The organism is Amycolatopsis sp. NPDC088138 (assembly GCF_044741685.1).
Classification (GTDB): domain Bacteria; phylum Actinomycetota; class Actinomycetes; order Mycobacteriales; family Pseudonocardiaceae; genus Amycolatopsis.
In genome coordinates this window covers 669,762-693,042 of the sequence record NZ_JBIUTB010000001.1, presented here as the reverse complement: position 1 = coordinate 693,042, position 23,281 = coordinate 669,762, and the positions used below count along the sequence as shown (strand labels likewise).

Here is a 23,281-nt window from a genome sequence, read left to right as displayed (position 1 = left end):
ACGTGGAGGAGATGGCCGTGAAGACCAAGGCAGCCGTACTGTTCGATGCCGGGAAACCGTTCGAGATCATGGAACTCGACCTCGACGGGCCCGGGCCGGGTGAGGTGCTGATCAAGTACACCGCCGCCGGGCTGTGCCACTCCGATCTGCACCTGATCGACAACGACCTCGTGCCGCGGTTCCCGATCATCGGCGGGCACGAGGGCGCCGGGATCGTCGAGGACGTCGGCCCCGGCGTCACCAAGGTCGCGCCCGGCGACCACGTCGTGTGCAGCTTCATCCCGAACTGCGGCACCTGCCGCTACTGCTCCACCGGCCGCCAGAACCTGTGCGACATGGGCGCCACCATCCTCGACGGCCACATGCCGGACGGCACCTTCCGCTTCCACGCCGGCGGCCAGGACTTCGGCGCGATGTGCATGCTCGGCACGTTCTCCGAGCGCGCCACCATCTCGCAGCACTCGGTCGTCAAGGTCGACGACTGGCTGCCGCTGGAGACCGCCGTGCTGGTCGGCTGCGGCGTCCCGACCGGGTGGGCCACCGCCAACTACGCCGGCGGCGTGCGGGCCGGGGACACCACCGTCGTCTACGGCATCGGCGGCATCGGCATCAACGCCGTGCAGGGTGCCGCGCACGCCGGCGCGAAGTACGTCGTCGCCGTCGACCCGGTGGAGTTCAAGCGGGAGGCCGCGCTCAAGTTCGGTGCCACCCACGCGTTCGCCACCGCCGCGGAAGCCGCGGAGAAGGTCAACGAGCTCACCTGGGGCCAGCTGGCCGACCAGGCGCTGATCACCGTCGGCACCGTCGAGGAGGACGTCGTCAGCCAGGCGTTCGACGTCGTCGGCAAGGGCGGCACCGTCGTCATCACCGGGCTCGCCAACCCAGAGAAGCTCACCGTGCACGTCTCCGGTGGCGTGATGACGCTGTTCGAGAAGACGATCAAGGGCACGCTGTTCGGCTCGGCCAACCCGCAGTACGACATCGTCCGGCTGCTGCGGCTCTACGACGCCGGCAAGCTCAAGCTCGACGAGCTGGTGACCCGCAAGTACACCCTCGACCAGGTCAACGAGGGCTACCAGGACCTGCGTGACGGCAAGAACATCCGCGGCGTGATCGTGCACGCGCAGTGAAGCCGCGGTGGCCGAAGAATCCACAATGGACCTCGACGTCGCGTACCGGCTGAACCCGCAGGTGGCGTTGCGCCCCGAACCGTTCGGGGCGCTCGCCTACCACTTCGGGAACCGCAAGCTGTCGTTCCTCAAGTCGCCGGACCTCGTGGCGTTCGTCCGCGAGCTGGCGACCCACGCCAGCCTGCGCGACGCGCTCGACGCCGCGGAACTCGGGGAAACTCGCCGGGCGAGGTTCCTCACGGCCCTGGAGTCCCTCGTCGCCACCGACCTGATCGTGGTGGATCCCTGAGCGTCCACACGCGACACCGGCCGTCCCTGACCGTCCACAAGGGACCGTTTCGACGGCCGTGCCGGAAATGTGAGAATCACCTTACGACCACGCATTGTGACCGATGGTGTGACAGGGTGGAGGCATGGCCGCCCTGAGATCCTTCCTGACGTCCTGGACCTCCGTCACCCCGGTGCTCGGCGTGCTCGTGCTGGCCGTGGCCTGGGGCCGTGATCTCGGCCCGGTCTTCGTGGCGATCGTCGCGATCGCGCTCGGGGCGACCGTGCTCGCCGCGGTGCACCACGCGGAGGTCGTCGCCCACCGGGTGGGTGAACCGTTCGGGTCACTGGTGCTGGCGGTCGCGGTGACCGTCATCGAGGTCGCGCTGATCGTCACGATGATGGTCTCGGGTGGCCCGGAGGCGACGTCGCTGGCGCGTGACACCGTGTTCGCCGCGGTGATGATCACGACCAACGGCATCGTCGGCATCTCGCTGCTCGTCGGCGCCCGGCGCTACGGCTCGACGCTGTTCAACCCCGAAGGCAGCGGCGCCGCGATGGCCACGGTCGCGACGCTGGCCACGCTGAGCCTGGTGCTGCCGTCGTTCACCTCGAGCACGCCCGGCCCGGCGTTCTCGTCGGCGCAGCTGACGTTCGCCGCGCTCGCCTCACTGGTCCTCTACGGGATGTTCGTGCTGAACCAGACCGTCCGGCACCGCGACTTCTTCCTCCCGGTGGCCGCCGATGGCGAGGTCAAGGAGGACGACCACGCCGACCCGCCGACGAACAAGGCCGCGCTCGGCAGCCTGGCGTTGCTGCTGGTGGCGCTGGTCGCGGTGGTCGGCCTGGCCAAGGTCGAGTCCCCGGCGATCGAGGCGGGCGTGCGCGCGGCCGGGTTCCCGCAGTCGTTCGTCGGCGTCGTGATCGCGTTGCTGGTGCTGCTCCCGGAGACCCTGGCGGCCACCCGTGCGGCCCAGCGCGACCGGATGCAGATCAGCCTCAACCTGGCCTACGGCTCGGCGATCGCGAGCATCGGCCTGACGATCCCGGCCATCGCGCTGGCGTCGATCTGGCTGCCGGGCCAGCTCCTGCTCGGCCTGGGTTCGACGCAGATCGTGCTGCTGGCCCTCACGGTGGTGGTCAGCGTCCTGACGGTCGTCCCCGGCCGCGCGACCCGCCTGCAGGGCGGCGTCCACCTGGTCCTGCTGGCCGGCTTCCTGGTCCTGGCCGTGAACCCCTGACCCCGCGTGTCGTCCCTTCAATCACGCGTGATGCCTCCTCAATCACGCGAGATGCCCCGTTCGACCCGGCGGCCGCCGACGCCAACCGGCATCACGCGTGATCCAGCGGGCATCACGCGTGATTGAAGGGGCATCACCCGTGATTGCGGAGTCGACACGGTTACCGTGGGGCGGTGCGGATCGTCTCCCTGCTGCCCGCCGCGACCGACCTGGTCGCGACGCTCGGCCTGCTGCCCGGCCTGGTCGGGCGGACGCACGAGTGCGACTGGCCGCCGGGCGAGGTCGAGCACGTTCCCGTCGTGACGCGGGCGGAGTTCGACCCGGACGCGCTGTCCAGCCGGGAGATCTCCGAGGCCGTCGGCGGCGCGCGGCACAGCGGGTCCGCGCTCTACACCCTCGACAGCGACACGCTCGCCGCGGCAAACCCCGACGTCATCCTCACCCAGGACCTCTGCGACGTCTGCGCGGTCTCCTACCAGCGGGTGTCCGAGGCGGTGCGGACGCTGGACACCGGGCCGCTGGTCGTCAGCCTCGAACCGGCGACGATCGACGGTGTCCTCGACTGCCTCCGCCGCGTCGGCGACGTCCTCGGCGTCCCGAACCGGGCCGAAACCGAGATCGCCGAGCTGCGAAAACGCCTGGACTCCATCCGAAAAGCCTCCGACAAGCCGCGCGTGGTCGCCCTGGAATGGCTCGACCCGGTCTGGCCCGCCGGGCACTGGGTGCCCGAGCAGATCGCGCTGGCCGGGGGCGAGCCGCTGCTGGCGAAGGCCGGCGAGCACACCCGGCCGATCGAGTGGGACGCCGTCGTCGACGCCCGGCCCGACGTCCTGCTCCTGCTCCCCTGCGGCTTCACGCCCGAACGCACCCGAAAAGAACTCCCGGCGCTGGCGGAGCGCCCCGGCTGGCACGACCTCCCCGCCGTGCGGAACGGCCGGGTCCACGTCCTCGACGGGCCCGCGTACTTCAACCGTCCCGGGCCGCGGGTGGTCGACGGCGCCGAGATCCTCGCCGAGGTCTTCAGGCGGTGACCTGGATGCCGACGACGCACGTGTCGTCGTCGGTGTCGGCCGTGCTGTAGGTCAGCAGCCGGTCCAGCTGGTGCTCCAGCCCGCCCTGGTGGCCCTCCACCAGCGTGACCAGCCGCGCCACCGAGTCCTGCACCGGCGCGTCGCGGCGCTCGATCAGGCCGTCGGTGTAGATCAGCAGGATGTCCCCGTCGTCGAGCTGGACCTCTTCCTCCTGGTAGACGACGTCCCGGACCGCGCCGAGCAGCGACCCGCGGATCAGCGGCAGGGTCGTCGCCGAGCCGTCCCGGTGGCGGACGATCGGCGGCAGGTGCCCGGCGCGGGCCCAGCGCAGCTTGCGGCTCGCCGGGTCGAACACGGCCGCGACGGCGGTCGCCGTGACGTGGTCGGTCAGGTGGTAGGCCACCAGGTTGAGCCAGGTCAGCAGCTGCGCGGGCCCGGCGCCGGTGGCCGCGAGGCCGCGCAGCGCGTTGCGCAGGCTCACCATGCCGGTGGCGGCGTCGATGCCGTGCCCGGCGACGTCGCCCACGCACAGCAGGACCTCGCCGGTCGGCAGCGCGACGGCGTCGTACCAGTCACCGCCGACGAGGTGCTCCTTCTCCGCGGGCCGGTACCGGACGGCGGCACGCAGGCCCGGCATGTCGATCGGGCCCTTGGCCGGCGGCATGATCGCCCGCTGCAGCTGCAGCGTCAGCCGGTTGCGCTCGATCGCCTCCTGCTCGGTCTCGGCCAGTCTGTCCCGCGTCGCCGCGAGCGCCACCTCGGTCCAGTGCTGCGACGAGACGTCCTGGTAGGCCCCGCGCACCGCGACCAGCTCGCCACGGCCGTCGACCACCGGCTCGGCGACCACCCGGATGTGCCGGGCGACGCCGTCGGAGCGCTCCAGCCGGAACGCCGTCGACCCGGGCCGCTTGTGGTGCAGCACCGTGCGCAGGAACCGGCCGATCGCCGGGGCGTCGTCGGCGTGCGCGTGCCCGGTGAGCTGGTTCAGCGACAGCGGCGCGGCGTTCGGCGGCAGGCCGTAGAGCGCGAACAGCTCGGTGTTCCAGGTGATCGCGCCGGTGACGACGTTCTCCTCGAAGCCACCGATGCGGCCGAGCCGCTGGGCGTGCTGCAGCAGCACGGCGAGCTTCGCGGCGTCGTCCTGCAGCCGCAGGATGAGCAGCACGTTCCCGGCGAAGCGCGTGATGCTGACGTCGGTGAGCACGGTCAGCGGCACCTGGTCGACCAGCGTGGTGACGGCCATGCTGTCGGCGCGGAACGGCTCGCCGGTGGCGTACACGCGCTGGACCTTGTCCAGCAGGCCGCTCTCCTCCGCGGCGAGCGGGTAGGCCTCCAGCAGCCGGGTCCCGACGAGCAGGCTGCGCGGCCGCCCGCCCGGGTCGGCGAACCGGACGTTCGCGTGGTGGATGCGGAAGTCGCTGAGCCGGTCGCCGCCTTCGATGCACGGGGACAGCAGCACGGCGGGGTCGTGCAGCCCGTCGACGAAGTCCACCAGCTCGCCCAGGAAGTCCCCCGAACCCGCGGCCAGCGGCGCGACGACGCCGTCCCAGGTGTCGAGGGTGTGCGCGCACAGCTCGGCGAGCGCCTCGAGCTGACGGCGTTCGCGCCCGGGCTCGGCGGGCAGCGGCTCGGGCCAGCACATCTCGACGACGCCGATGATCCGCCCGCCGGTGCCGGTGGGCACCGCCACCCGGCCGCCGCCGGCCAGGGTGTGCTGCCCGATCGAGGGCAGGCCGGACGACGCGAGCGTGGTGGACCACAGCGTGTCGCGGTCGATCAGCGCGGTGCGCGCCGGCGTCGCGACGCCGGGCGGCACGTAGCGCCAGCGAGCGGCTTCCTCGGCCGAGAACCCGGCCGAGCCGGCCAGCGTCAGCGAGCCGTCGGGCCCGGCGAGCCACACCGCGACGGCCGTCGCGCCGAGCGGGCGCAGCGCGTGTTCGAGGATCGACTCCGCGACGCGCTGGGTGTCCCCCGCCGCCAGCACCCCGCTCTCCGCGGTGCGCAGGCGGACCGCGACGGAGTCCTCTTCCGCGCGGGCCAGGAACTCCTGTGCGACGTCGGTGATGCGGTCCTCGGCCGCCTCGCCGACGACCTCCGCGGCGAACTCCAGCGGGGTCAGACCGGACCGTCCGGCCAGCGAATCCAGCTGTATCGCGGCGTCGGAAGGCGCGCAGTGCAGGCGTTCCATCAGCACGCCCTTGGCCAGCTCGATCAGCGCGCGGCCGTCGGCGACGGCGTGCGCGTGGTCGACCTCGGCGCGCAGGCGGGCGACGGTGTCGGCGAGCCGGGCGAGGTTCGCCGAGACCTCGGCGGGCGGGGCCAGCACCGGCACGCCCGGTTCTTCGGAAGACAAGCGGGTTCCCCGATCAGGCCGTCACGTGCCGTTTGATGCGGGCGATCAGGTCGTCCGCGTCCACGGGCTTGGTCACATAGTCGGTGGCGCCCGAGGCGAGGCTCTTCTCGCGGTCGCCCGGCATCGCCTTCGCCGTCACCGCGACGATCGGGATCGTGGCGTGGTCCGGCATCGCGCGGATCTTCGCGGTCGCGGTGTAGCCGTCCATCTCCGGCATCATCACGTCCATCAGGATCAGGTCGATGCCGGGGTGGGTCGCCACCGTCTCGACGCCCTTGCGGCCGTCCTCGGCGTGCAGCACCTGCATCCCGTGCAGCTCCAGGATCCCGGTGAGCGCGTAGACGTTGCGCGGGTCGTCGTCGACGATCAGCACCGTGCGCCCGGCCAGCGTCGCGTCGACGTCGGCCGCCCGCACCGGGGTGGCCTCGTCCGGCCGGACCAGCGGCAGCACCGCGCCCGGCTTCTCGGCCGACAGGTGCAGCGCGATCCGCTCCCGCAGCTCGTCGAGGCCGGACAGGACCTCCAGCGAGTGGACGTCCGCCCGGGACTGCAGCAGCTGCTCCAGCTCGACGTCCAGGCGCCGGCTGTTGTGCGCGAGCACCGGCACCAGCCGCAGCGCGGCGTCCCCCTGCATCGCGTCGAGGAAGCCGAACGCCGACCGCTCCGGCAGGTCCAGGTCCAGCACGACGCAGTGGTAGGCGTCGGTGGCCAGCGCGGCCGCGGCCTCCTGGGTGCCGACGGCGGTGACGACCTCGACCTCGGCCGGCGAGATGCCGATGTCCCGGCTGTCGGCCAGGTCCGCGGCGGCGCTCTCGGCGACGAGCGTCAGCAGGCCGTGCTGGCGCTCCTCCACGACCAGCAGCCGCCGGTGGGGGCGGGTGGCCGGCACGACCAGCCCGGTTCCGGTGTCCCCGGCCGTCACGGCGGCCCTGGTCTCGTCGGCCGCCGGGCGCGTCTCGAAGTCCGGCCGGGCGACCGGCAGCGAGAAGGTGAACGTACTGCCCTCGCCGGGCGTGCTCTCCGCGGTGATGAACCCGCCGAGCAGCTGGGCGATCTCGCGGCTGATCGACAGGCCCAGCCCGGTACCGCCGTACTTCCGGCTGGTGGTGCCGTCGGCCTGCTGGAACGCGCCGAAGATCGACTCCAGCTGGTGCTCCGCGATCCCGATCCCGCTGTCGGCGACCCGGAAGGCCACCGCGGGGCCGTGCGCGCGCAGCGGCCGCGGCAGCCGCTCGGGCTCCACCGGCTCGATGTGCAGCTCGATCACGCCGACCTCGGTGAACTTCACCGCGTTGGACAGCAGGTTGCGCAGCACCTGCCGCAGCCGCGAGTCGTCGGTGAGCAGCTCGGCGGGCGAGCCGGGCGCGACCGTGATGCGGAAGTCCAGGTTGCGCTGCGAGGTCATCGGCCGGAACGTCGCCTCGACGTAGTCCAGCAGCTGCCGCAGCGCCACCCGCTCCGGGGTGACGTCCATCTTCCCGGCCTCGACCTTGGACAGGTCGAGGATGTCGTTGATCAGCTGCAGCAGGTCCGACCCGGCGGAGTGGATGATGCCCGCGTACTCGACCTGCTTCGCGGTGAGGTTGCGGGTCGGGTTCTGCGCGAGCAGCTGCGCGAGGATCAGCAGGCTGTTGAGCGGGGTGCGCAGCTCGTGGCTCATGTTGGCCAGGAACTCCGACTTGTACTTCGAGGCGAGGGTCAGCTGCTGGGCGCGGGCCTCCAGCTCCTGGCGGGCCTGCTCGATCTCCAGGTTCTTCGTCTCGATGTCGCGGTTCTGGGTGACCAGCAGCGCCGCCTTCTCCTCCAGCTCGGCGTTGGACGACTGGAGCTCCTCCTGGCGCGCCTGGAGTTCCTGCGAGCGGGCCTGCAGTTCGCCGGTCAGCCGCTGGGACTCCCCGAGCAGCTCGTCGGTGCGGGCGTTGGCGACGATGCTGTTGACGTTGACGCCGATCTGGTCCATCAGCAGGTTGAGGAACGCCCGGTGCACCGCGGTGAAGCCCTGCATCGAGGCCAGCTCGATCACGCCGAGCACCTGGTCCTCGACGACGATCGGCAGCACGATCAGGCTGGCCGGCGCGGTGCGCCCCAGGCCGGAGGAGATGGTGGCGTAGCCGGGCGGCACGTCGTCGACCACGATGGCGCGGCGGCTGCGCGCGGCCTGCCCGACCAGGGACTGCCCGACCCGGAACCGCACCACCGGCCCGTCGCCGTCGTCCGGGTGGCCGTACCCGCCGACCAGCCGCAGCTCCGGGATCTCGGCGGTGTCGTCGGCCAGGTAGAACGCGCCGTACTGGGCGTTGACCAGCGGGACCAGCTCGTCCATCACCGCGGCGGCGACGACGGCGAGGTCGCGGCGGCCCTGCATCAGCCCGGTGATCGTGGCCAGGTTGGACTTGAGCCAGTCCTGCTCCTGGTTCGCCCGCGTCGTCTCGCGCAGCGACTCGACCATCGAGTTGATGTTGTCCTTCAGCTCGGCGACCTCGCCGGAGGCGTCGACGGTGATCGAGCGGGTCAGGTCGCCCTCGGCGACCGCGCTGGTCACCTCGGCGATCGCGCGGACCTGGCGGGTGAGGTTCCCGGCCAGCTCGTTGACGTTCTCGGTCAGCCGCTTCCAGGTGCCGGACACGCCCTCGACCTCGGCCTGGCCGCCGAGGCGGCCTTCACTGCCGACCTCACGCGCGACGCGGGTGACCTCGGCGGCGAACGCCGAGAGCTGGTCGACCATCGTGTTGATCGTGGTCTTGAGCTCCAGGATCTCGCCGCGGGCGTCGACGTCGATCTTGCGGGTCAGGTCGCCCTGCGCGACGGCGGTGGTCACCTGGGCGATGTTGCGGACCTGCCCGGTGAGGTTGTTCGCCATCGAGTTGACGTTGTCGGTGAGGTCCTTCCAGGTGCCCGCGACGTTCGGCACCCGCGCCTGCCCGCCGAGCATGCCCTCGGTGCCGACCTCGCGGGCCACGCGGGTGACCTCGTCGGCGAACGCCGACAGCGTGTCGACCATCGTGTTGATGACGTCGGCGAGCGCGGCGACCTCGCCCTTGGCCTCGACGGTGATCTTGCGGGACAGGTCACCGCGGGCGACGGCCGTCGCGACCTGGGCGATCGAGCGCACCTGGCCGGTCAGGTTGGAGGCCATCACGTTGACGTTGTCGGTCAGGTTCTTCCAGGTCCCCGAGACGCCGCGGACCGTGGCCTGGCCGCCGAGGTTGCCCTCGGTGCCGACCTCGCGGGCCACGCGGGTGACCTCGTCCGCGAACGCGGACAGCTGGTCCACCATCGTGTTGATGGTGTCCTTCAGCTCCAGGATCTCGCCGCGGGCGTCGACCCGGATCTTCTGGGACAGGTCGCCGCGGGCGACGGCGGTGGTGACCTGGGCGATCGAGCGGACCTGCGCGGTGAGGTTGTCGGCCATGACGTTGACCGACTCCGTGAGGTCCTTCCAGGTGCCGGAGACGCCCTTGACGTCCGCCTGCCCACCCAGCCGTCCCTCGGTGCCGACCTCGCGGGCCACCCGGGTGACCTCGTCCGCGAACGCGGACAGCTGGTCCACCATCGTGTTCAGCGTGTCCTTGAGCTCCAGGACCTCGCCGCGGGCGGTCACGTTGATCTTCTGCGACAGATCGCCCTTCGCGACGGCCGTCGCGACCTGGGCGATGTTGCGGACCTGGTCGGTCAGGTTGCCCGCCATGAAGTTCACCGAGTCGGTGAGGTCGCGCCAGGTGCCGGAGACGCCCTTGACGTCCGCCTGGCCGCCGAGGCGGCCTTCGGTGCCGACCTCGCGCGCGACGCGGGTGACCTCGTCGGCGAACGACGACAGCTGGTCGACCATCGTGTTGATCGTGCTCTTGAGCTCGAGGATCTCGCCCCGGGCGTCGACCGTGATCTTCTGGGAGAGGTCGCCCTTCGCCACCGCCGTGGTCACCTGGGCGACGTTGCGGACCTGGTCGGTCAGGTTTCCGGCCATGAAGTTCACCGAGTCGGTGAGGTCGCGCCAGACGCCGCCGACGCCGGGGACCTGCGCCTGGCCGCCGAGGCGGCCCTCGCTGCCCACCTCGCGGGCCACGCGGGTGACCTCGTCGGCGAACGACGACAGCTGGTCCACCATCGTGTTGACGGTGTCCTTCAGCTCCAGGATCTCGCCGCGCGCGTCGACGTCGATCTTCTGCGACAGGTCACCCTTCGCGACGGCCGTCGCGACCTGGGCGATGTCACGGACCTGGGTGGTGAGGTTGCCGGCCATGGCGTTGACCGAGTCGGTGAGGTCCTTCCAGGTGCCGGACACACCGGGGACCTTCGCCTGGCCGCCGAGCTGGCCCTCGCTGCCGACCTCCCGCGCGACGCGGGTGACCTCGGAGGTGAACAGGGACAGCTGGTCGGCCATGCCGTTGAAGACCGTGGCGATCTCGCCGAGCAGGCCGTCGGTCTCGCCGGGCAGCCGGATGCCGAAGTCGCCGTCGCGGACCGCGGTCAGGCCGGCCAGCAGCCGGCGCAGCTCCTGCTCCCCCGCCTCGCCCACACCCGAAGCGTCCGCCCCCGCACCCGGGCGCACGCCGTCGACCATTGCCCCACCCATCCGCCACCCGTTTCTTCGGTTGTCGGCGCCCCGCGCGCCGTGCCCGGAGTCGCACCGGATGGCCCAGCATAGTGCAGGTGCCTTAAGCTGAGGGGCAACGGTTGAGCAACCAGCCGCGCCCGGACCCGTGTGCGCAGTCGAGGCGGTGCTCGCGAACCTTTCCGTTCCCCTGCAGGCCATCCGGCCCCGTTGACCCGTTCGGCTGAACGCGGGCGGCACGCGTGCGACCGCGCCGCCGACGTCGTCGCGCCCGCCGCCGCCAGTCCATTGTGGACTCCGGTGGGCTCCACTGTGGATGATCGGCCCCCGGCACCGGGACGCCGCGGCCGATCCGGTCCCCCGGGCGAGTTGTAGAGGTCGGTTGTAGAGGTTGTCGCTGTCGCGTCCGGCGGCCCGCAGCGAAGATCGGCGGTGCCGCAGTCCCGGACGAGGAAGGCATCGGTGACGACCGCCTGGAGGCTTCTTTCGGCCGCGCTGCTCGCGGCGGCCGCGCTCGCCGCCGTGCCCGGGACCGCGGGCGCGGACGAGGCCCCGCGGCTGCTGCTCGTGCAGCGCGTCCGCGTCACGGTCGAGCTGAGCTGCGCGCCGCGGACCCCGCACCTGGTCACCTGCGTCGCCGTGCACCGGCCACGGCCGTTCCTGACCGCCGGGCCGGTCGCCGCTACCGGCGCTCCGCCAGCTCCAAGTCGGCTCGGACCGCTGCAGCGCGCTCCTCACCCCCGTACTCCCGCATCATCGCCAGGGCTTCGGTGAGCACCTCGCGGGCCCGCTCGTGGTCGCCGGCCCCGAGGTGGGCGCGACCCAGCTCGGCGAGCGTCATCGCCTCGTACAGCCGGACGCCGGCGTCGCGCCACAGCCCGGCACTGCGCCGCAGCTCCTCGGCGGCGTCGGCGTGCTGCCCGGTGTCGCGGTGGACCAGGCCGATCCGCATCCAGCCGTAGGCCATGCCCCGCACGTCACCGGTGTCCTCGGCGACGGCCACCGCCTCGGTCGCGTACTTCAGCTCGCGTTCCCGGTCACCCTGGCGGCCGTACAGCACACCGAGGTTGACGAGGTTGAGCGTCTCGACGTGGCGCAGGCCCAGCGACCGGTTGAGCGCGAGGCCGCGCTCGCCGAAGTCGATGGCCGCGTCGAGGTCCTCGCCCAGGCCGAACACGAAGCAGAGGTTGTTGAGGATGCCCGCGAGCTGGCGCGGGTCCCCGATCGACTCCCAGTCGGCGAGGCTGTGGCGCAGGTGCGCGTGCGACCGCCCGAAGTCGGGCGCCTCACCGCCGTGGACCAGCTCGGCCTCGGCGACCCCGAGGTCGTTGCGCAGGGTCGCAGCGGCCACCCGGTCGACGCCGTCGACCAGGTCCAAGGCCAGTTCGTCGACGCGGATGGCGTCGCGCCAGCGGGCCCGCGCCCGGTGGTACTCGAACAGCCCGAGCCCGACGGCGGCGATCGCCTCGGGCGGCACCCCCGGGGTGGCGGCGGCCTGCCGCACGAGGGTGACCAGGTGCGGCTGGTGCGCGTCGAGCCAGCCGAAGACCTCGTCGACGGTGGCCGGGACCTCCCCGTCGGCCCAGCGTCCGGCCGCCCACTCGTGCCGGTGCGAAGCCGCCGAAACCAGGGCCATGCTCCGCCACGCCATCGCCGCGCACAGCTCGACGACCCGGGTGATCGCCGCGGCCCGCTCGGCCGCGGTCAGCCGCTCGGCGTGTTCGCGGGCGTAGAGCCGGAGCAGGTCGTGCAGCCGGTACCACCCGGGCGCGGGTGTGGTGAGCAGGTGCTCGTCGGTGAGGCGTTCCAGCAGTTCCTCGGTCTCCCGTTCCGGCGCGTCGAGCAGCCGGCCGGCGACGGCGACCGACAGCTCGGAGACGTCCAGCAGGGAAAGCAGCGGGTACGCGCGGGCCGCGGCGGGATCCCCGGCCGCCAGGCGGCCGAACGCGAGCTCGAAGCTCGTCCGGACGCCGGTCTCGTCGAGCCGGCGGCGTTCGTCGTCGAGCCGGTGGGCCAGGTGGGCGACCGGCCAGTTCGGCCGGGTCGCGAGCCGCGCCCCGGCCAGGTGCAGGGCGAGCGGCAGGTATCCGCAGAGCCGGGCGACCGACCGGGCGGCCGTGGGTTCGGCGGCGACGCGCTCGGCGCCGATCTCCGCCGCCAGCAACCGAAGGGCGTCCGCCTCCGGCAGGACGTCGAGCAGGACCTGGTGCGCCTGCGGCAGATCGGGCAGCGCGGTGCGGCTGGTGACGATCGCCCCCGAGCCGCCACCCCCGGGCAGCAGCGGCGCGACGTGCGCGGCGTCGCGGGCGTTGTCGAGCACCAGCAGCACGCGTTTCGCGGCGAGCAGCGACCGGAACCGCGCCGACGCGGTTTCGAGCGAAAGCGGTGTCGGCGGTTCCCCGCCGAGCTCGCGGATCAGCCGGTCGAGCAGGTCCAGCGGATCCGGCGGGTCGGCCGCGTGCCCGCGCAGGTCCAGGTGCAGGGAGCCGTCGGGGAAGCGCCCGGCGAGCCGGTGCCCGGCGTGCAGCGCCAGTGCCGTCTTCCCGATCCCGGCCATCCCGGCGACGGCGACCACGACACCCGGCCGCTCTTCGAAGCAGGCCAGCACGCGTTCGATCTCGGCTTCTCGGCCGGTGAAGGCGGCGATCTCCCCGGGCAGCTCCCGCGGGACGGCCCCCGGTTCCGGCTTGGGGCTCGTGGGCCGCGCGGCGGCGGTGGTGAAGGCGTCCCGGTCGTCGCCGGCGAGGCCGAGGGCGTCGGCGAGCCGGTCGAGGGTGGCGCGGTGCGGGAACCGCCGGTCCCCGCGTTCGAGCGCGCCGACCGCCTGCCCGCTGAGGCCCGACTTCTCGGCCAGCGCCTCCTGGGTCAGCCCCGCGGCGCGCCGAAGACGGCGCAACCGCGCCCCGAACGAGTCCATCTCCCCTCCCCCTCCGGCTCCGAGCATCACACGCCGGCCGCGTCGCGCGCTACCGCCGGAACTGTCGGTCCCGTTCGCTACGGTCGCCGCGAACCGATCACGAGGGGGAACCGATGAGCGCGCTGCAGGACGCCGCCGAACGCGGCACGCCGGAACAAGTGGCCGAGCTGGCCCGCCAGGCGGCCGACGTCGATGTCACCGACGAGGGCCATACCGCCCTGTGGTGGGCCGTGCACGCCCACCGCCCGGAGAACGCCCGGGTGCTGGCCGCCGCGGGCGCCGATCCGTGGCGGCCGGACCCGTCCGGCTGGTCGCCGGGGCGGCTCGCGCTCGCCGGGACCACCCCGGACCTGTTCGGCACCCCGCCCGCCGGGGCCGTGCTCACCGACGCCGAGGCCGCCATCGTGGCCGAGGCGCCCAGGCTCAGCCACGCGCTGCGCTCCAACCTGCACGAAGGCACCGGTCTCGTGTGTGTCGCGGGCATCACCACGGCGGAAGCGGCGCGACGCCTGGAGGCCACTCCCGTCGATCCCGACGTCGGCCGGAGGCTGTCCGAGGATCCGTGGTCGGCCGAGGGCATCGACCTGATCGCCGGGTTCACCGACGTGCCCGGCGGCTGCGTACTCACCCAGCCGTGGGGTTACCTGCCGCAGACGCCGGTCGTCACCGGGCTCCTGTCGGCGGGCACGGTCTGTTACGGCGTCTACTCGAACCCGAAGAGCGGCAACCAGGGCATCATCGTCCGCGACGGCGTCGTCGAAGGGTCGGACCTGCATCCCGGCGGGGCCCCGTACGCCGATTCGTCCGGCCTTGAGGTGCTGCTTTCCTATCTGCACCTGGGAAACGCGGCCGCCTACGCCTGCGCGTACGCGGGACTGCGCCCGGTCGACGCGCGCTCGATCACCGGCCCGCCCGACGTCTGGTCGGCGCTGCCCGAGCGGGACTACTGGCACTACGCGCGGTAGCCGGACTGGTACGGGACAGCCATTGCCGAGCAAGATCGTATCGCTTATCGTATACGACACTCCCGACGCTGCGAGGTGACCCGTGCCCGCCCCCACGACCCTGATCGCCCGGGACTTCACCGAGTTCCGCGCCGCTGTCACGCAGTCCTTCGTGCCGCTGCACGTCACGGCCGGTCCCGGCGACTCCTTCCGCGGCCGGATCCGCTCCTCGACCGCCGACGAGGTGCAGGTTTCGGAGATCTCCGCGTCGCCGCACGTCGTCGAGCGCACACCGGAGCTGATCGCGCGCGGGGAACGCCGGTACTACAAGCTGAGCCTGATCCTGGCCGGCACCGGGCTGCTGGTGCAGGACGACCGGCAGGCCGTGCTGCGGCCCGGTGACGTCGCGCTCTACGACACGCACCGGCCGTACTCGCTGGTGTTCGAAGAGGACTTCCGCACCCTGGTGGTGATGTTCCCGCAGCGGCTCATCGACCTGCCCGCCGAGCTCGTCGGGCGGCTGACCGCGGTGCGGATGTCGGGCAAGGAAGGCGTCGGCAACGTCGTCGTGCCGTTCCTCGCCCAGCTCGGCGGCAACCTCGAGCAGCTGGGCGGCCCGGCGGGTGCGCGGCTGGCACACAGTGCCGTCGACCTGCTCAGCACGATGGTCGCGACCGAGCTCGACCTCGCGCACGCGGGCGCCGACCCGCACCACGAGCTGATGCGCCGCATCCGCGCGCACATCGACGCGAACCTGCACTCCCCCGAGCTGAACCCGGCGCGGATCGCCGCCGAGCACTTCATCTCGACCCGGCACCTGCACGGGCTGTTCCAGGAGCAGGGCACCACGGTCGCCGGCTGGATCCGCACCCGGCGGCTCGAGCACTGCCGCCGGGACCTGCTCGACCCGGTGCACGCCGGGCGCCCGGTCGCGGCGATCGCGGCGCGCTGGGGGTTCGTCGACGCCGCGCACTTCAGCCGGGTGTTCAAGACGGCGTTCGGGCGCGCGCCGAGCGAGCTGCGCCGCGAGTTGACCGTCAGCGACCGGTAGTTGCCCCCCAGCGCGTGACCGCTCGCCCGCCGTCCGGGCCCGCCCGACGATGAGCCCATGCCCGAAGCCCCCACCGACGGCTGGCGCACCTACGACGAGTTCGCCGCCGGGATCGCCACCTACCGCCTGCCGAACGCCGACCTCAGCGGCCGCTCGGTCACCGTCACCCTCGACGGCGGTGCCTCGCTCGCGCTGAGTTTCAGCGACGCGCACCACGTCCTCTGCAACGGCGTAAAGGATCCTTACGACGCGGTGGCCGTCCGCGACGACGTCTTCTTCGTCAACCTCCCGCTCACCAGCGTCGAAGGCGAAGCGCTGACGGTCGTCTACTCGACGACCACCCATCGCGCACTCGCCGTCCGCTCGGTGATCGGCGCGGAGGACGTCGTTCCCCGGGTCTCCCAGAGCTTCCGGCCCGGGGTCACGGACGGGGGCGCACCGTCGGGCACCGCGCCCGGGCCGTCGCGGGACCTGATCGGGAAGCGCAACCTGTACCGCTACAGCCCCGACCACCTCTACGAGCACGTCTACGTCTCGTCCGAGCGTTACGCCTGGCAGTGCCTCGAAGGCGTGCAGCGCGGCCACGGCGACATGGACCTGTCGACGGTGTGGAAGTTCCAGGACGGGCTCTACCTGTTCTGCTTCCGCGAGTTCCGGATCGCGGTGGCCAGCGTGTGGCTGCACGACCTCGGGTACGCGCTGCGCACCACCGGCGTGTTCCTCGGCCTGACCGGCGACGGCCGGTCCGAGCACTCCCGCGCCGGCGGGCACGTGTACCCGCTCGGCTCGGTCAGCTACCCCGACGCCCAGCCCGTCTGAAGGAGCCACCCTTGTCCAATGTGGACGTGATCCGCGCGCACTACGACGCCAGCGACCGCGGTGACCTGCCCGGCATGCTCGCCCCGCTCGGCCCCGGTACGAAGTGGACGGAGGCCGCCGGTTTCCCCTACGCCGGCACGTACACCGGTCCGGACGAGGTCCGGGCGCACGTCTTCGAGGCCATCGGCCGCGACTGGGACGGCTACCGCTTCACCCTCGCCGACCTCCTCGACGCGGGCGGCACCGTGGTCGGTATCGGCAGCTACACCGGCACCCACCGCGGCACCGGCCGATCCTTCACCGCCCGCGTCGCCCACGTGTGGCGGTTCGACGGCGGCGAGGTCACCTCCTTCGAGCAGATCGTCGACTCCGCGCCCGTCGTGGCCGCCACCCAGGAGCACCCATGAGAAAGATCCTTCCCCTGGCCCTCGCCGCCCTCCTGGTCACCGCGGGGTGCGCCGGGTCCGGAAGCGGCGCCGGCGGCCCGATCGTCGTCGGCTCGGTCAACGCGCTGAGCGGCGCGGCCACCTTCCCGGAGGCCTCGCAGGCCGCCAAGGCCGTGTTCGACGCGGCCAACGCGGCCGGCGGGGTCAACGGGCGGCAGATCGAGTACAAGGCCATCGACGACAAGGGTGACCCGGCCGCCGCCGCGGCCGCCGCACGCGAGGTGGTCGGCGGGGACGAAGCCGTCGCGCTCGTCGGGTCGTCGAGCCTCATCGAATGCGAGATCAACGCGAAGTACTACGAGCAGCAGAAGATCCTTTCGGTGCAGGGCATCGGCGTCGACCCGGCGTGCTTCTCCAGCCCGAACATCGCGCCGGTCAACGTCGGGCCGTTCCACGACATGACGCTCACCCTGCTCTACGGCTCGGAGACGTTGAAGCTGGACAACATCTGCGCGCTGCTCGAGATCGCGGGCAACACCCTCCCGGCGTACCAGGCCGCGATCGACGAGTGGACGAAGATCACCGGCAAGAAGCTGAAGTACCTCGACGCGACCGTGCCCTACGGCGGCTCGGACTACACGTCCTACATCGTCAAGGCGCGGGCCGCGGGCTGCAGGGCCATCACGGTCAACCCCGTGGAGCCCGACTCGATCGGCCAGCTCAAGGCCGCGCAGGCGCAGGGCTGGAACGACGTCACGTGGCTGCTGCTGACCAGCGTTTACAGCGAGAACTACGCGAAGGCGATCTCCAACGCCGGCGCCGGGGTGTACGTGCCCGCCGAGTTCTACCCGTTCACCGACGCCGGCAGCACGCAGACCAAGGACTGGCGTGACCTGATGACGAAGAACAAGATCCCGCTGACGTCGTTCAGCCAGGGCGGTTACCTGGCGGCGAAGTACTTCCTCGACGTCGTCCGCGGGATCAAGGGTGACGTCACGCGCGAGTCGGTGACGAACGCGCTGCGCGAGATGAAGCCGGTCAGCGACCCGATGGTCGGCACGCCGTACGTCTTCGGCCCGGCCGCCACGCACCACGACAACACCGCCGGCTGGCCGATCAAGCTCGCCACCGGCACGAACAAGTGGGAGCTGGCCGGGCAGGACTGGCTCCGGATCCCTCGCCCGTAGGAGGACGTCGATGCTGCAGGGTGCGCTGGCCGGGCTGGCCGCGGGCGGGCTGTACGCCGTGCTCGCGGTCTGCCTGACCCTGATGTCGCGGCTGGTGCAGGTGGTCAACTTCGCGCAGTCGGCCACCGGGATGTTCGGCTGTTACGTCGCCGTCTTCCTCGCGGTCCACTTAGGACTGCCGGAGTGGCTGGCGACGCTCGCCGGGATCGTGCTGGGTGGCGCGCTGAGCGCGGTGCTCGGCTGGATCGTGTCGACGTGGCTCGCCGAGGCGGACACCGGGACGCGCTCCGCGGTCACCGTGGCCGTGCTCCTGCTGCTGATCTCGCTTGCGTTCATCCTGTTCGGCAACAAACCGCAGCCGTTCCACCCGCTGCTGGCCGGCCCGGCGTTCACCGCCGGCGGGGTGGTGGTCAGCCAGGTCACCGTGGTGACGGTCGCGCTGGCCGTGCTGGTGGCGCTGGCCTGCCGCACGGTGCTGGCCCGCACCACGCTCGGCGTCCGCCTGCGAGCACTGTCGGAACGACCGACGACGGCGGAGCTGCTGGGCATCCCGGCGCGGCCCCTGTCGGTCGGCGTCTGGACGGCGACCGGGGTGATCGCCACGCTCGCGGTGTCGATAGTGGCGCCGTCCCAGTCGAACGACCCGACGTCCCTGGCCATGCTGGTGGTCCCGGCCGCCGCGGCCGCGCTGTTAGGCGGCTTCCGCCGTCTCGACCTGGCTGTGGCGGGTGGCTTGGTACTGGGCATGGCCCAGGGCGCGGTCGCCCAGTCCGACCGGCTGTCGGTGCTGCGGTACTTCCTCCCGTTCCTGGTCATCGTCGCGCTGCTGCTGTGGACGCAGCGCAAGGAGGTGTGGGATGCGGCGCGCTGAACGGATCCTGCCGTTCGCCGTCGCGGCCCATCTCGGCACGAGGAGGTGCCCGATGCAGCTCGGTTCGCACCGCCACCTCTCGCCATGGCCGAGTCCGCCAGGCGAAATGGCGCACCACAGCACGAGGAGGTGCTAGATGCCGCTCGCTGTTTCGGACCGCCACTTCCCACTGCCGCCGAATCCGCCGCACCAAGCGGCACAGCCCACCGCGGCGACACACCACCGCGCAAGGAGGTGCCGCATGCCGCCCGCTGAACGAGTCAGGCCGTCACTTCCCGCCGCCGAGTCCCCTGCGCCAGCCGACACGGCCCACCGCAGCAACATGCCACCGCACGAGAAGGTGCCGCATGCCGCCCGCCGAACGAGTCAGGCCGTCACTTCCCGCCGCCGAATCCGCCGCACCAAGCGGCACAGCCCACCGCGGCGACACGCCACCGCACAAGGAGGTGCCGCATGCCGCCCGCTGAACGATTCGGATCGCCACCTCTCGCCATGGCCGAGTCCGCCGAGCAAGGCGGCACAGCCCACCGCGGCGTCACGCCACACCAGAAGGAGGTACCCCATGCGGCTCGCTGAACGACTCCTGCCGTTCGCCGTCGCAGCTGCCGCTGTCGGCGTGGGTTACGCGTTGAGCGTGGGGCTCGCCGGGTACTTCGTCTACCTCGGCGTCAGCGCCGTCGTCGCGGCCATCGCGCTGCTTGGTCTGGGCGTCGTCACCGGCACCGCCGGGATGATCTCGCTGTGCCAGCTGACCTTCGGCGCGGTCGGGGCGTTCGTCGTGTCGGCGTGCAACGTCGCCGGTGTGCCCGGCGGGTTCGTCGTCTGGCTGCTGCTCGGCGGGGTGGCCGCCGCCGTGGCCGGGGTGCTCGTCGGGCTTCCGGCCTTGCGGCTGCGCGGCATCACCCTCGCCGTCGTCACGCTCGGGCTCGCCGCGGCCGCCGACCTGACGCTGGTGCAGATCCAGTTCCCCGGCGCCACCGAAGGCCTGCCCGTCGAGCGGCCCGACGCTTTCTCCGACGACCGCTCGTACTTCCTCTTCGCCGTGCTGGTGCTCATCGCCTGCGGGCTGGTCGTGCACTTCCTGCGCCGCGGGCGCTGGGGCAGCAGCTGGCACCTCGTCGCCTTCTCCGAGCGCGGCACCGCGGCGGTCGGCGCGGGCGTGCGGACGTCGAAGCTGACGGCGTTCGCGGTCAGCGCCGCCCTCGGCGGGATCAGCGGCGGGCTGCTCACCGGGCAGGTCGGGCTGGCGTTCCCGGCCAGCTTCACCGCGATCCAGTCGCTCGCGCTGTACGTCCTGGCCATCATGTCCGGCGCGCACCTCATCGACATGGCCGTGTTCGGCGCCCTGCTCTGGGTCGCCGTGCCGGAGCTGCTGAAGCGCTGGGGCGTGCCGCAGGACTGGGGGTTCGTGATCTTCGGCGTCCTCGGCGTCCAGGCGCTGGCCGGGCGCGGCAACCTCGGCACGGCCTGGCGGAACCTCTGGTACCGCCGCCGCTCCCGCGGTCCGGCCGGGGTCGGCCTCACGGACGTCGCCGACGTCGAACCGCTGCCGCCCGGCGACCCGGTGCTGGAGGTGCGCGGCCTGAGCGTCTCCTTCGGACACGTGCACGCACTGTCCGATGTGGACATCTCGGTCCCGGAACACGGCGTGCTGGGCGTGATCGGGCCCAACGGCGCCGGGAAGTCCACTTTGGTCGACGTCATCAGCGGGTTCCTGCCGCAGGCGAACGGGACCGTGACGCTGGACGGCCGGCCGCTGACCGGCTCCCCGGCCCGGCGGGCCCGCGCCGGGCTGCGGCGGACGTTCCAGCAGGACCGCGTCCCGCCCGGCCTGACGGTCGGGGCGTACGTGCGGTTCGTCGCGAGACGACGCCTGACCGGCGAAGACGTCGCCGGCGCGCTGGAGTTCTTCGGCTGCCCGCCCGCGCGGACGCCGTTGTCGCGGGTGGACGCCGGGGCGCGGCGGCTGGTCGAGGTCGTCGGGCACCTGCTGGCCCGGCCGCGGGTGCTGCTGCTCGACGAACCGGCAGCCGGCCTGCCGCACGAGGAGCACGTCGCGTTCGGACGGCGGCTGCGCCAGGTACCCGCCCGCTTTGGGGTGTCGGTGCTGCTCATCGAGCACGACCTGGACCTCGTGCGGTCGGTGTGCGACAGCCTGACGGTGCTCGACTTCGGGCAGGTCCTGGCGAGCGGGCCGCAGGCGGACGTCCTGGCCGACCCGGCCGTGCTGAAGGCGTACATGGGCGAAACGGAGCTGCTGTGAACGCGTTGCGGGTGCACGGACTGACGGTCCGGCGCGGGGCGGGCCCGGTGATCCGGGACGTCGACCTCGTCCTCGAGCCGGGCCGCATCACGGCGCTGGTCGGGCCGAACGGCGCCGGGAAGACCAGCCTCCTCGAAGCGCTCTCGGGTGTGGTGGCGCCGTCCGCGGGCAGCGTCCACCTCGGCGGGGTGAACGTGACGCGGCACTCGCGCGTGGCCCGCGCCCGGCTCGGGCTGGCGCACATCGAGCAGGGCCGCGCGGTGTTCCCCGGCCTCACGGTGCTCGAGAACCTCCGGCTCACGGCCCGCACCGCGACCCGCGTAGACGAGGTCCTGGCGCTGTTCCCGGAGCTGGACAAGCGCCGCGACTCCCCCGCGGCCCTGCTGTCGGGTGGTGAGCAGCAGATGGTGGTGCTGGCCCGCGCGTTCGCGGCCCGCCCGGCGTTCCTGCTCATCGACGAGATGTCCCTGGGCCTCGCGCCAGTGGTGTTCACGCGCCTGCTGCCGGTGGTGACGCGCTTCGCAGCCGAGGGCGCGGCGATCCTGCTGGTGGAGCAGTTCACGCACCTCGCCCTCGGCGTCGCCCAGGAAGCCCTGGTCGTCTCGTCAGGCCGCGTCACCTACTCAGGCGACGCCCAACCCCTGCTGGACTCCCCCACCACCCTGCACGCCGCCTACCTCGGGTCGTGAAGGGCACCTTCAGGGACATAGAGTCCCTGAAGGTGCCCTTCACGGCTTTGCCGCGGTCACATGCCGGCGCGTTCGAAGGCCAGCGTGGGGAGGTCCACGCAGTGGGCGCCACCGTCGGCGACCAGGACCGCTCCCGTGATGTACGACGACTCGGCCGAGCCCAGGAACCGCACGACCGACGCGATCTCCGACGGCTCGGCCGGGCGGCGCAGCGGGACCTCGGCCGTCACGCGGCGGTAGCCCTCGTCGTGGCCGCCGTCGAAACCGGCCGCCGTCGCGAACTCGGCCATCTCGCCGTCGGCCATCGGGGTGCGGACCCAGCCGGGGCAGACCGCGTTCGCGCGCACGCCGCGCGGCCCGAAATCGCGGGCGATCGAGCGGGTCAGGCCGATCAGCGCGTGCTTGGCGACGGTGTACCCGGCGACGTTCGGCCCGGCGAACAACCCGGCCAGCGACGACACCACGACGACCTGCCCGCCCGTCTCGACCAGCGACGGCAGCGCCGCCCGGCAGAGCACGAACGCGCTCGACAGGTTCACCCGCAGCGCGAGCTCCCACTCCTCGTCCCCGGTGTCGACGACCGACCGGAACCCGTGCCCGCCGGCGTTGGCGACCACGACGTCCAGCCGCCCGAACCGCTCCACGATCTCGGCGACGGCGTGCTCGGCGTCCGCCCGCACACTCGCGTCGCAGGTGATGACGTGCGCACCGATCTCGACGGCGATCTCGTCCAGGGGTTCGCGACGCCGTCCCAGCACGACGACCTGGGCGCCTTCGCTCGCGTAGCGGCGGGCGACCGCCGCGCCGATTCCGGTGCCTCCGCCGGTGATGGCGACAACTGAGTCCACAGTGGATCCTTTCCTAGGCGGGGAACGCCGAGCGGGCCGACAGCCCGAAGTCGGCGAGGAGGGCTTGGCCGTTGACCGGCCGCGAAGCCGGGGACGCGAGGAACAGCACCTGCCGGGCGACGTCGGCGGCGGCCTGCACCGGGAACGCCGGGTCGTCGAGCACGTCACCGAGGTCGGCGCGCGCCATCGGCGTGTCCACGACCGACGGGCACACGCAGTTGACCCGGATGCCCGGCAGCTCGACCGCCAGGGCCCGGGTCAGCGCCACGACCGCGCCCTTGGACGCGCAGTAGGGCACCATGCCCGGCGCGGCCGTGAACGCCGAGTCGCTGCCCAGCAGCACCACCGCGGCGCCCTCGTCCAGCCACGGCAGTGCGTGCTTGACCAGCAGGAACTGCCCGGTGACGTTCACCGCGAGCACGGCGGCGACCTCGGCGCCGCTCGTCTCGGCGAGCGGCTTGCCGACCGGCCCGGAGATCCCGGCGCAGCCGACGACGACGTCGAGGCCACCAAGCTCGCGCGCGACCGTCTCCACGGCCGCGGCCAGGGTGTCTTCGTCGGTGACGTCGGCACGGACGTCGGCGCCGGGCGCCCGGTCGACGACCGCCACCCGGGCCCCTTCGGCGCGGAACGCCTGGACGCAGGCCAGCCCGATGCCGGACGCCCCGCCGGTCACCAGGACCGCTTTCCCGGCCAGCTCGGTTCGCATGCGCCCATCCTCACCGCGCGTGC

General features: G+C 72.5%; 17 protein-coding genes. 12 read left to right on the top strand and 5 right to left on the bottom strand.

Features of this window, described 5'->3' with window-relative positions; translation table 11 throughout:
- Positions 1–17: 17 nt before the first annotated feature.
- The 4 genes from ACIOD2_RS03255 to ACIOD2_RS03240 all read left to right on the top strand — a co-directional run bounded on the left by ACIOD2_RS03255 (position 18) and on the right by ACIOD2_RS03240 (position 3,669).
- Positions 18–1,130 (top strand): NDMA-dependent alcohol dehydrogenase, encoded by a 1,113-nt coding sequence (locus ACIOD2_RS03255; RefSeq protein ID WP_400533688.1) that lies wholly within the window; start codon positions 18–20, stop codon positions 1,128–1,130.
- A 7-nt stretch (positions 1,131–1,137) separates the two neighbouring features.
- Positions 1,138–1,419, top strand: a complete 282-nt coding sequence (gene mftB / locus ACIOD2_RS03250; protein ID WP_400533685.1) for a mycofactocin biosynthesis chaperone MftB — start codon at positions 1,138–1,140, stop codon at positions 1,417–1,419.
- 124 nt (positions 1,420–1,543) lie between these two features.
- The gene (locus ACIOD2_RS03245) at positions 1,544–2,638 is read left to right on the top strand and encodes a calcium:proton antiporter (RefSeq protein WP_400533684.1); all 1,095 of its coding nucleotides are present in this window, start codon (positions 1,544–1,546) and stop codon (positions 2,636–2,638) included.
- Positions 2,639–2,811: 173 nt separating this feature from the next.
- Positions 2,812–3,669 carry a cobalamin-binding protein gene (locus tag ACIOD2_RS03240; RefSeq protein ID WP_400533681.1) on the top strand — a complete coding sequence of 286 codons (858 nt, stop codon included), beginning with the start codon at positions 2,812–2,814 and terminating at the stop codon, positions 3,667–3,669.
- Here the strand turns inward: ACIOD2_RS03240 and ACIOD2_RS03235 are convergent.
- From ACIOD2_RS03235 to ACIOD2_RS03225, 3 genes are all read right to left on the bottom strand, one after another.
- A complete protein-coding gene (locus tag ACIOD2_RS03235) occupies positions 3,659–6,022 on the bottom strand; it encodes a SpoIIE family protein phosphatase (RefSeq protein ID WP_400533678.1) in 2,364 nt (787 codons plus the stop codon). The genes ACIOD2_RS03240 and ACIOD2_RS03235 overlap by 11 nt on opposite strands.
- A 13-nt stretch (positions 6,023–6,035) precedes the next feature.
- Complete coding sequence (locus ACIOD2_RS03230) at positions 6,036–10,583, bottom strand: HAMP domain-containing protein (RefSeq protein WP_400533676.1); 4,548 nt, start codon at positions 10,581–10,583, stop codon at positions 6,036–6,038.
- Positions 10,584–11,256: 673 nt separating this feature from the next.
- The gene (locus tag ACIOD2_RS03225; protein ID WP_400533673.1) at positions 11,257–13,491 is read right to left on the bottom strand and encodes a tetratricopeptide repeat protein; all 2,235 of its coding nucleotides are present in this window, start codon (positions 13,489–13,491) and stop codon (positions 11,257–11,259) included.
- Positions 13,492–13,604: 113 nt separating this feature from the next.
- On the opposite strand from ACIOD2_RS03225, the gene ACIOD2_RS03220 reads away from it, so the two are divergent.
- The 8 genes from ACIOD2_RS03220 (at position 13,605) to ACIOD2_RS03185 (ending at position 21,701) form a co-directional block, all read left to right on the top strand.
- Positions 13,605–14,456, top strand: a complete 852-nt coding sequence (locus tag ACIOD2_RS03220) for an ankyrin repeat domain-containing protein (RefSeq protein ID WP_400533670.1) — start codon at positions 13,605–13,607, stop codon at positions 14,454–14,456.
- 82 nt (positions 14,457–14,538) lie between these two features.
- Complete coding sequence (locus tag ACIOD2_RS03215; protein ID WP_400533667.1) at positions 14,539–15,486, top strand: helix-turn-helix domain-containing protein; 948 nt, start codon at positions 14,539–14,541, stop codon at positions 15,484–15,486.
- A 57-nt stretch (positions 15,487–15,543) separates the two neighbouring features.
- Positions 15,544–16,305: a MoaF C-terminal domain-containing protein gene (locus tag ACIOD2_RS03210; protein WP_400533664.1), complete on the top strand. Its 762-nt coding sequence runs from the start codon at positions 15,544–15,546 to the stop codon at positions 16,303–16,305.
- An 11-nt stretch (positions 16,306–16,316) separates the two neighbouring features.
- On the top strand, positions 16,317–16,712 hold the full coding sequence (locus ACIOD2_RS03205) for a nuclear transport factor 2 family protein (protein WP_400533661.1): 396 nt from the start codon (positions 16,317–16,319) through the stop codon (positions 16,710–16,712).
- On the top strand, positions 16,709–17,878 hold the full coding sequence (locus ACIOD2_RS03200) for an ABC transporter substrate-binding protein (RefSeq protein ID WP_400533659.1): 1,170 nt from the start codon (positions 16,709–16,711) through the stop codon (positions 17,876–17,878). Before ACIOD2_RS03205 ends, ACIOD2_RS03200 begins: the two co-directional genes overlap by 4 nt.
- 10 nt (positions 17,879–17,888) lie before the next feature.
- Complete coding sequence (locus tag ACIOD2_RS03195; protein WP_400533656.1) at positions 17,889–18,749, top strand: branched-chain amino acid ABC transporter permease; 861 nt, start codon at positions 17,889–17,891, stop codon at positions 18,747–18,749.
- A 562-nt stretch (positions 18,750–19,311) separates the two neighbouring features.
- Positions 19,312–21,012, top strand: coding sequence for an ATP-binding cassette domain-containing protein (locus tag ACIOD2_RS03190; RefSeq protein ID WP_400533654.1), 1,701 nt, complete (start codon positions 19,312–19,314; stop codon positions 21,010–21,012).
- Positions 21,009–21,701: an ABC transporter ATP-binding protein gene (locus tag ACIOD2_RS03185; protein ID WP_400533651.1), complete on the top strand. Its 693-nt coding sequence runs from the start codon at positions 21,009–21,011 to the stop codon at positions 21,699–21,701. Before ACIOD2_RS03190 ends, ACIOD2_RS03185 begins: the two co-directional genes overlap by 4 nt.
- Before the next feature lie 56 nt (positions 21,702–21,757).
- Here the strand turns inward: ACIOD2_RS03185 and ACIOD2_RS03180 are convergent, their stop codons facing one another.
- Both ACIOD2_RS03180 and ACIOD2_RS03175 read right to left on the bottom strand, forming a co-directional pair.
- A complete protein-coding gene (locus ACIOD2_RS03180; protein WP_400533648.1) occupies positions 21,758–22,549 on the bottom strand; it encodes an SDR family NAD(P)-dependent oxidoreductase in 792 nt (263 codons plus the stop codon).
- A 13-nt stretch (positions 22,550–22,562) separates the two neighbouring features.
- Positions 22,563–23,258 carry an SDR family NAD(P)-dependent oxidoreductase gene (locus ACIOD2_RS03175; RefSeq protein ID WP_400533645.1) on the bottom strand — a complete coding sequence of 232 codons (696 nt, stop codon included), beginning with the start codon at positions 23,256–23,258 and terminating at the stop codon, positions 22,563–22,565.
- Positions 23,259–23,281: the final 23 nt, after the last annotated feature.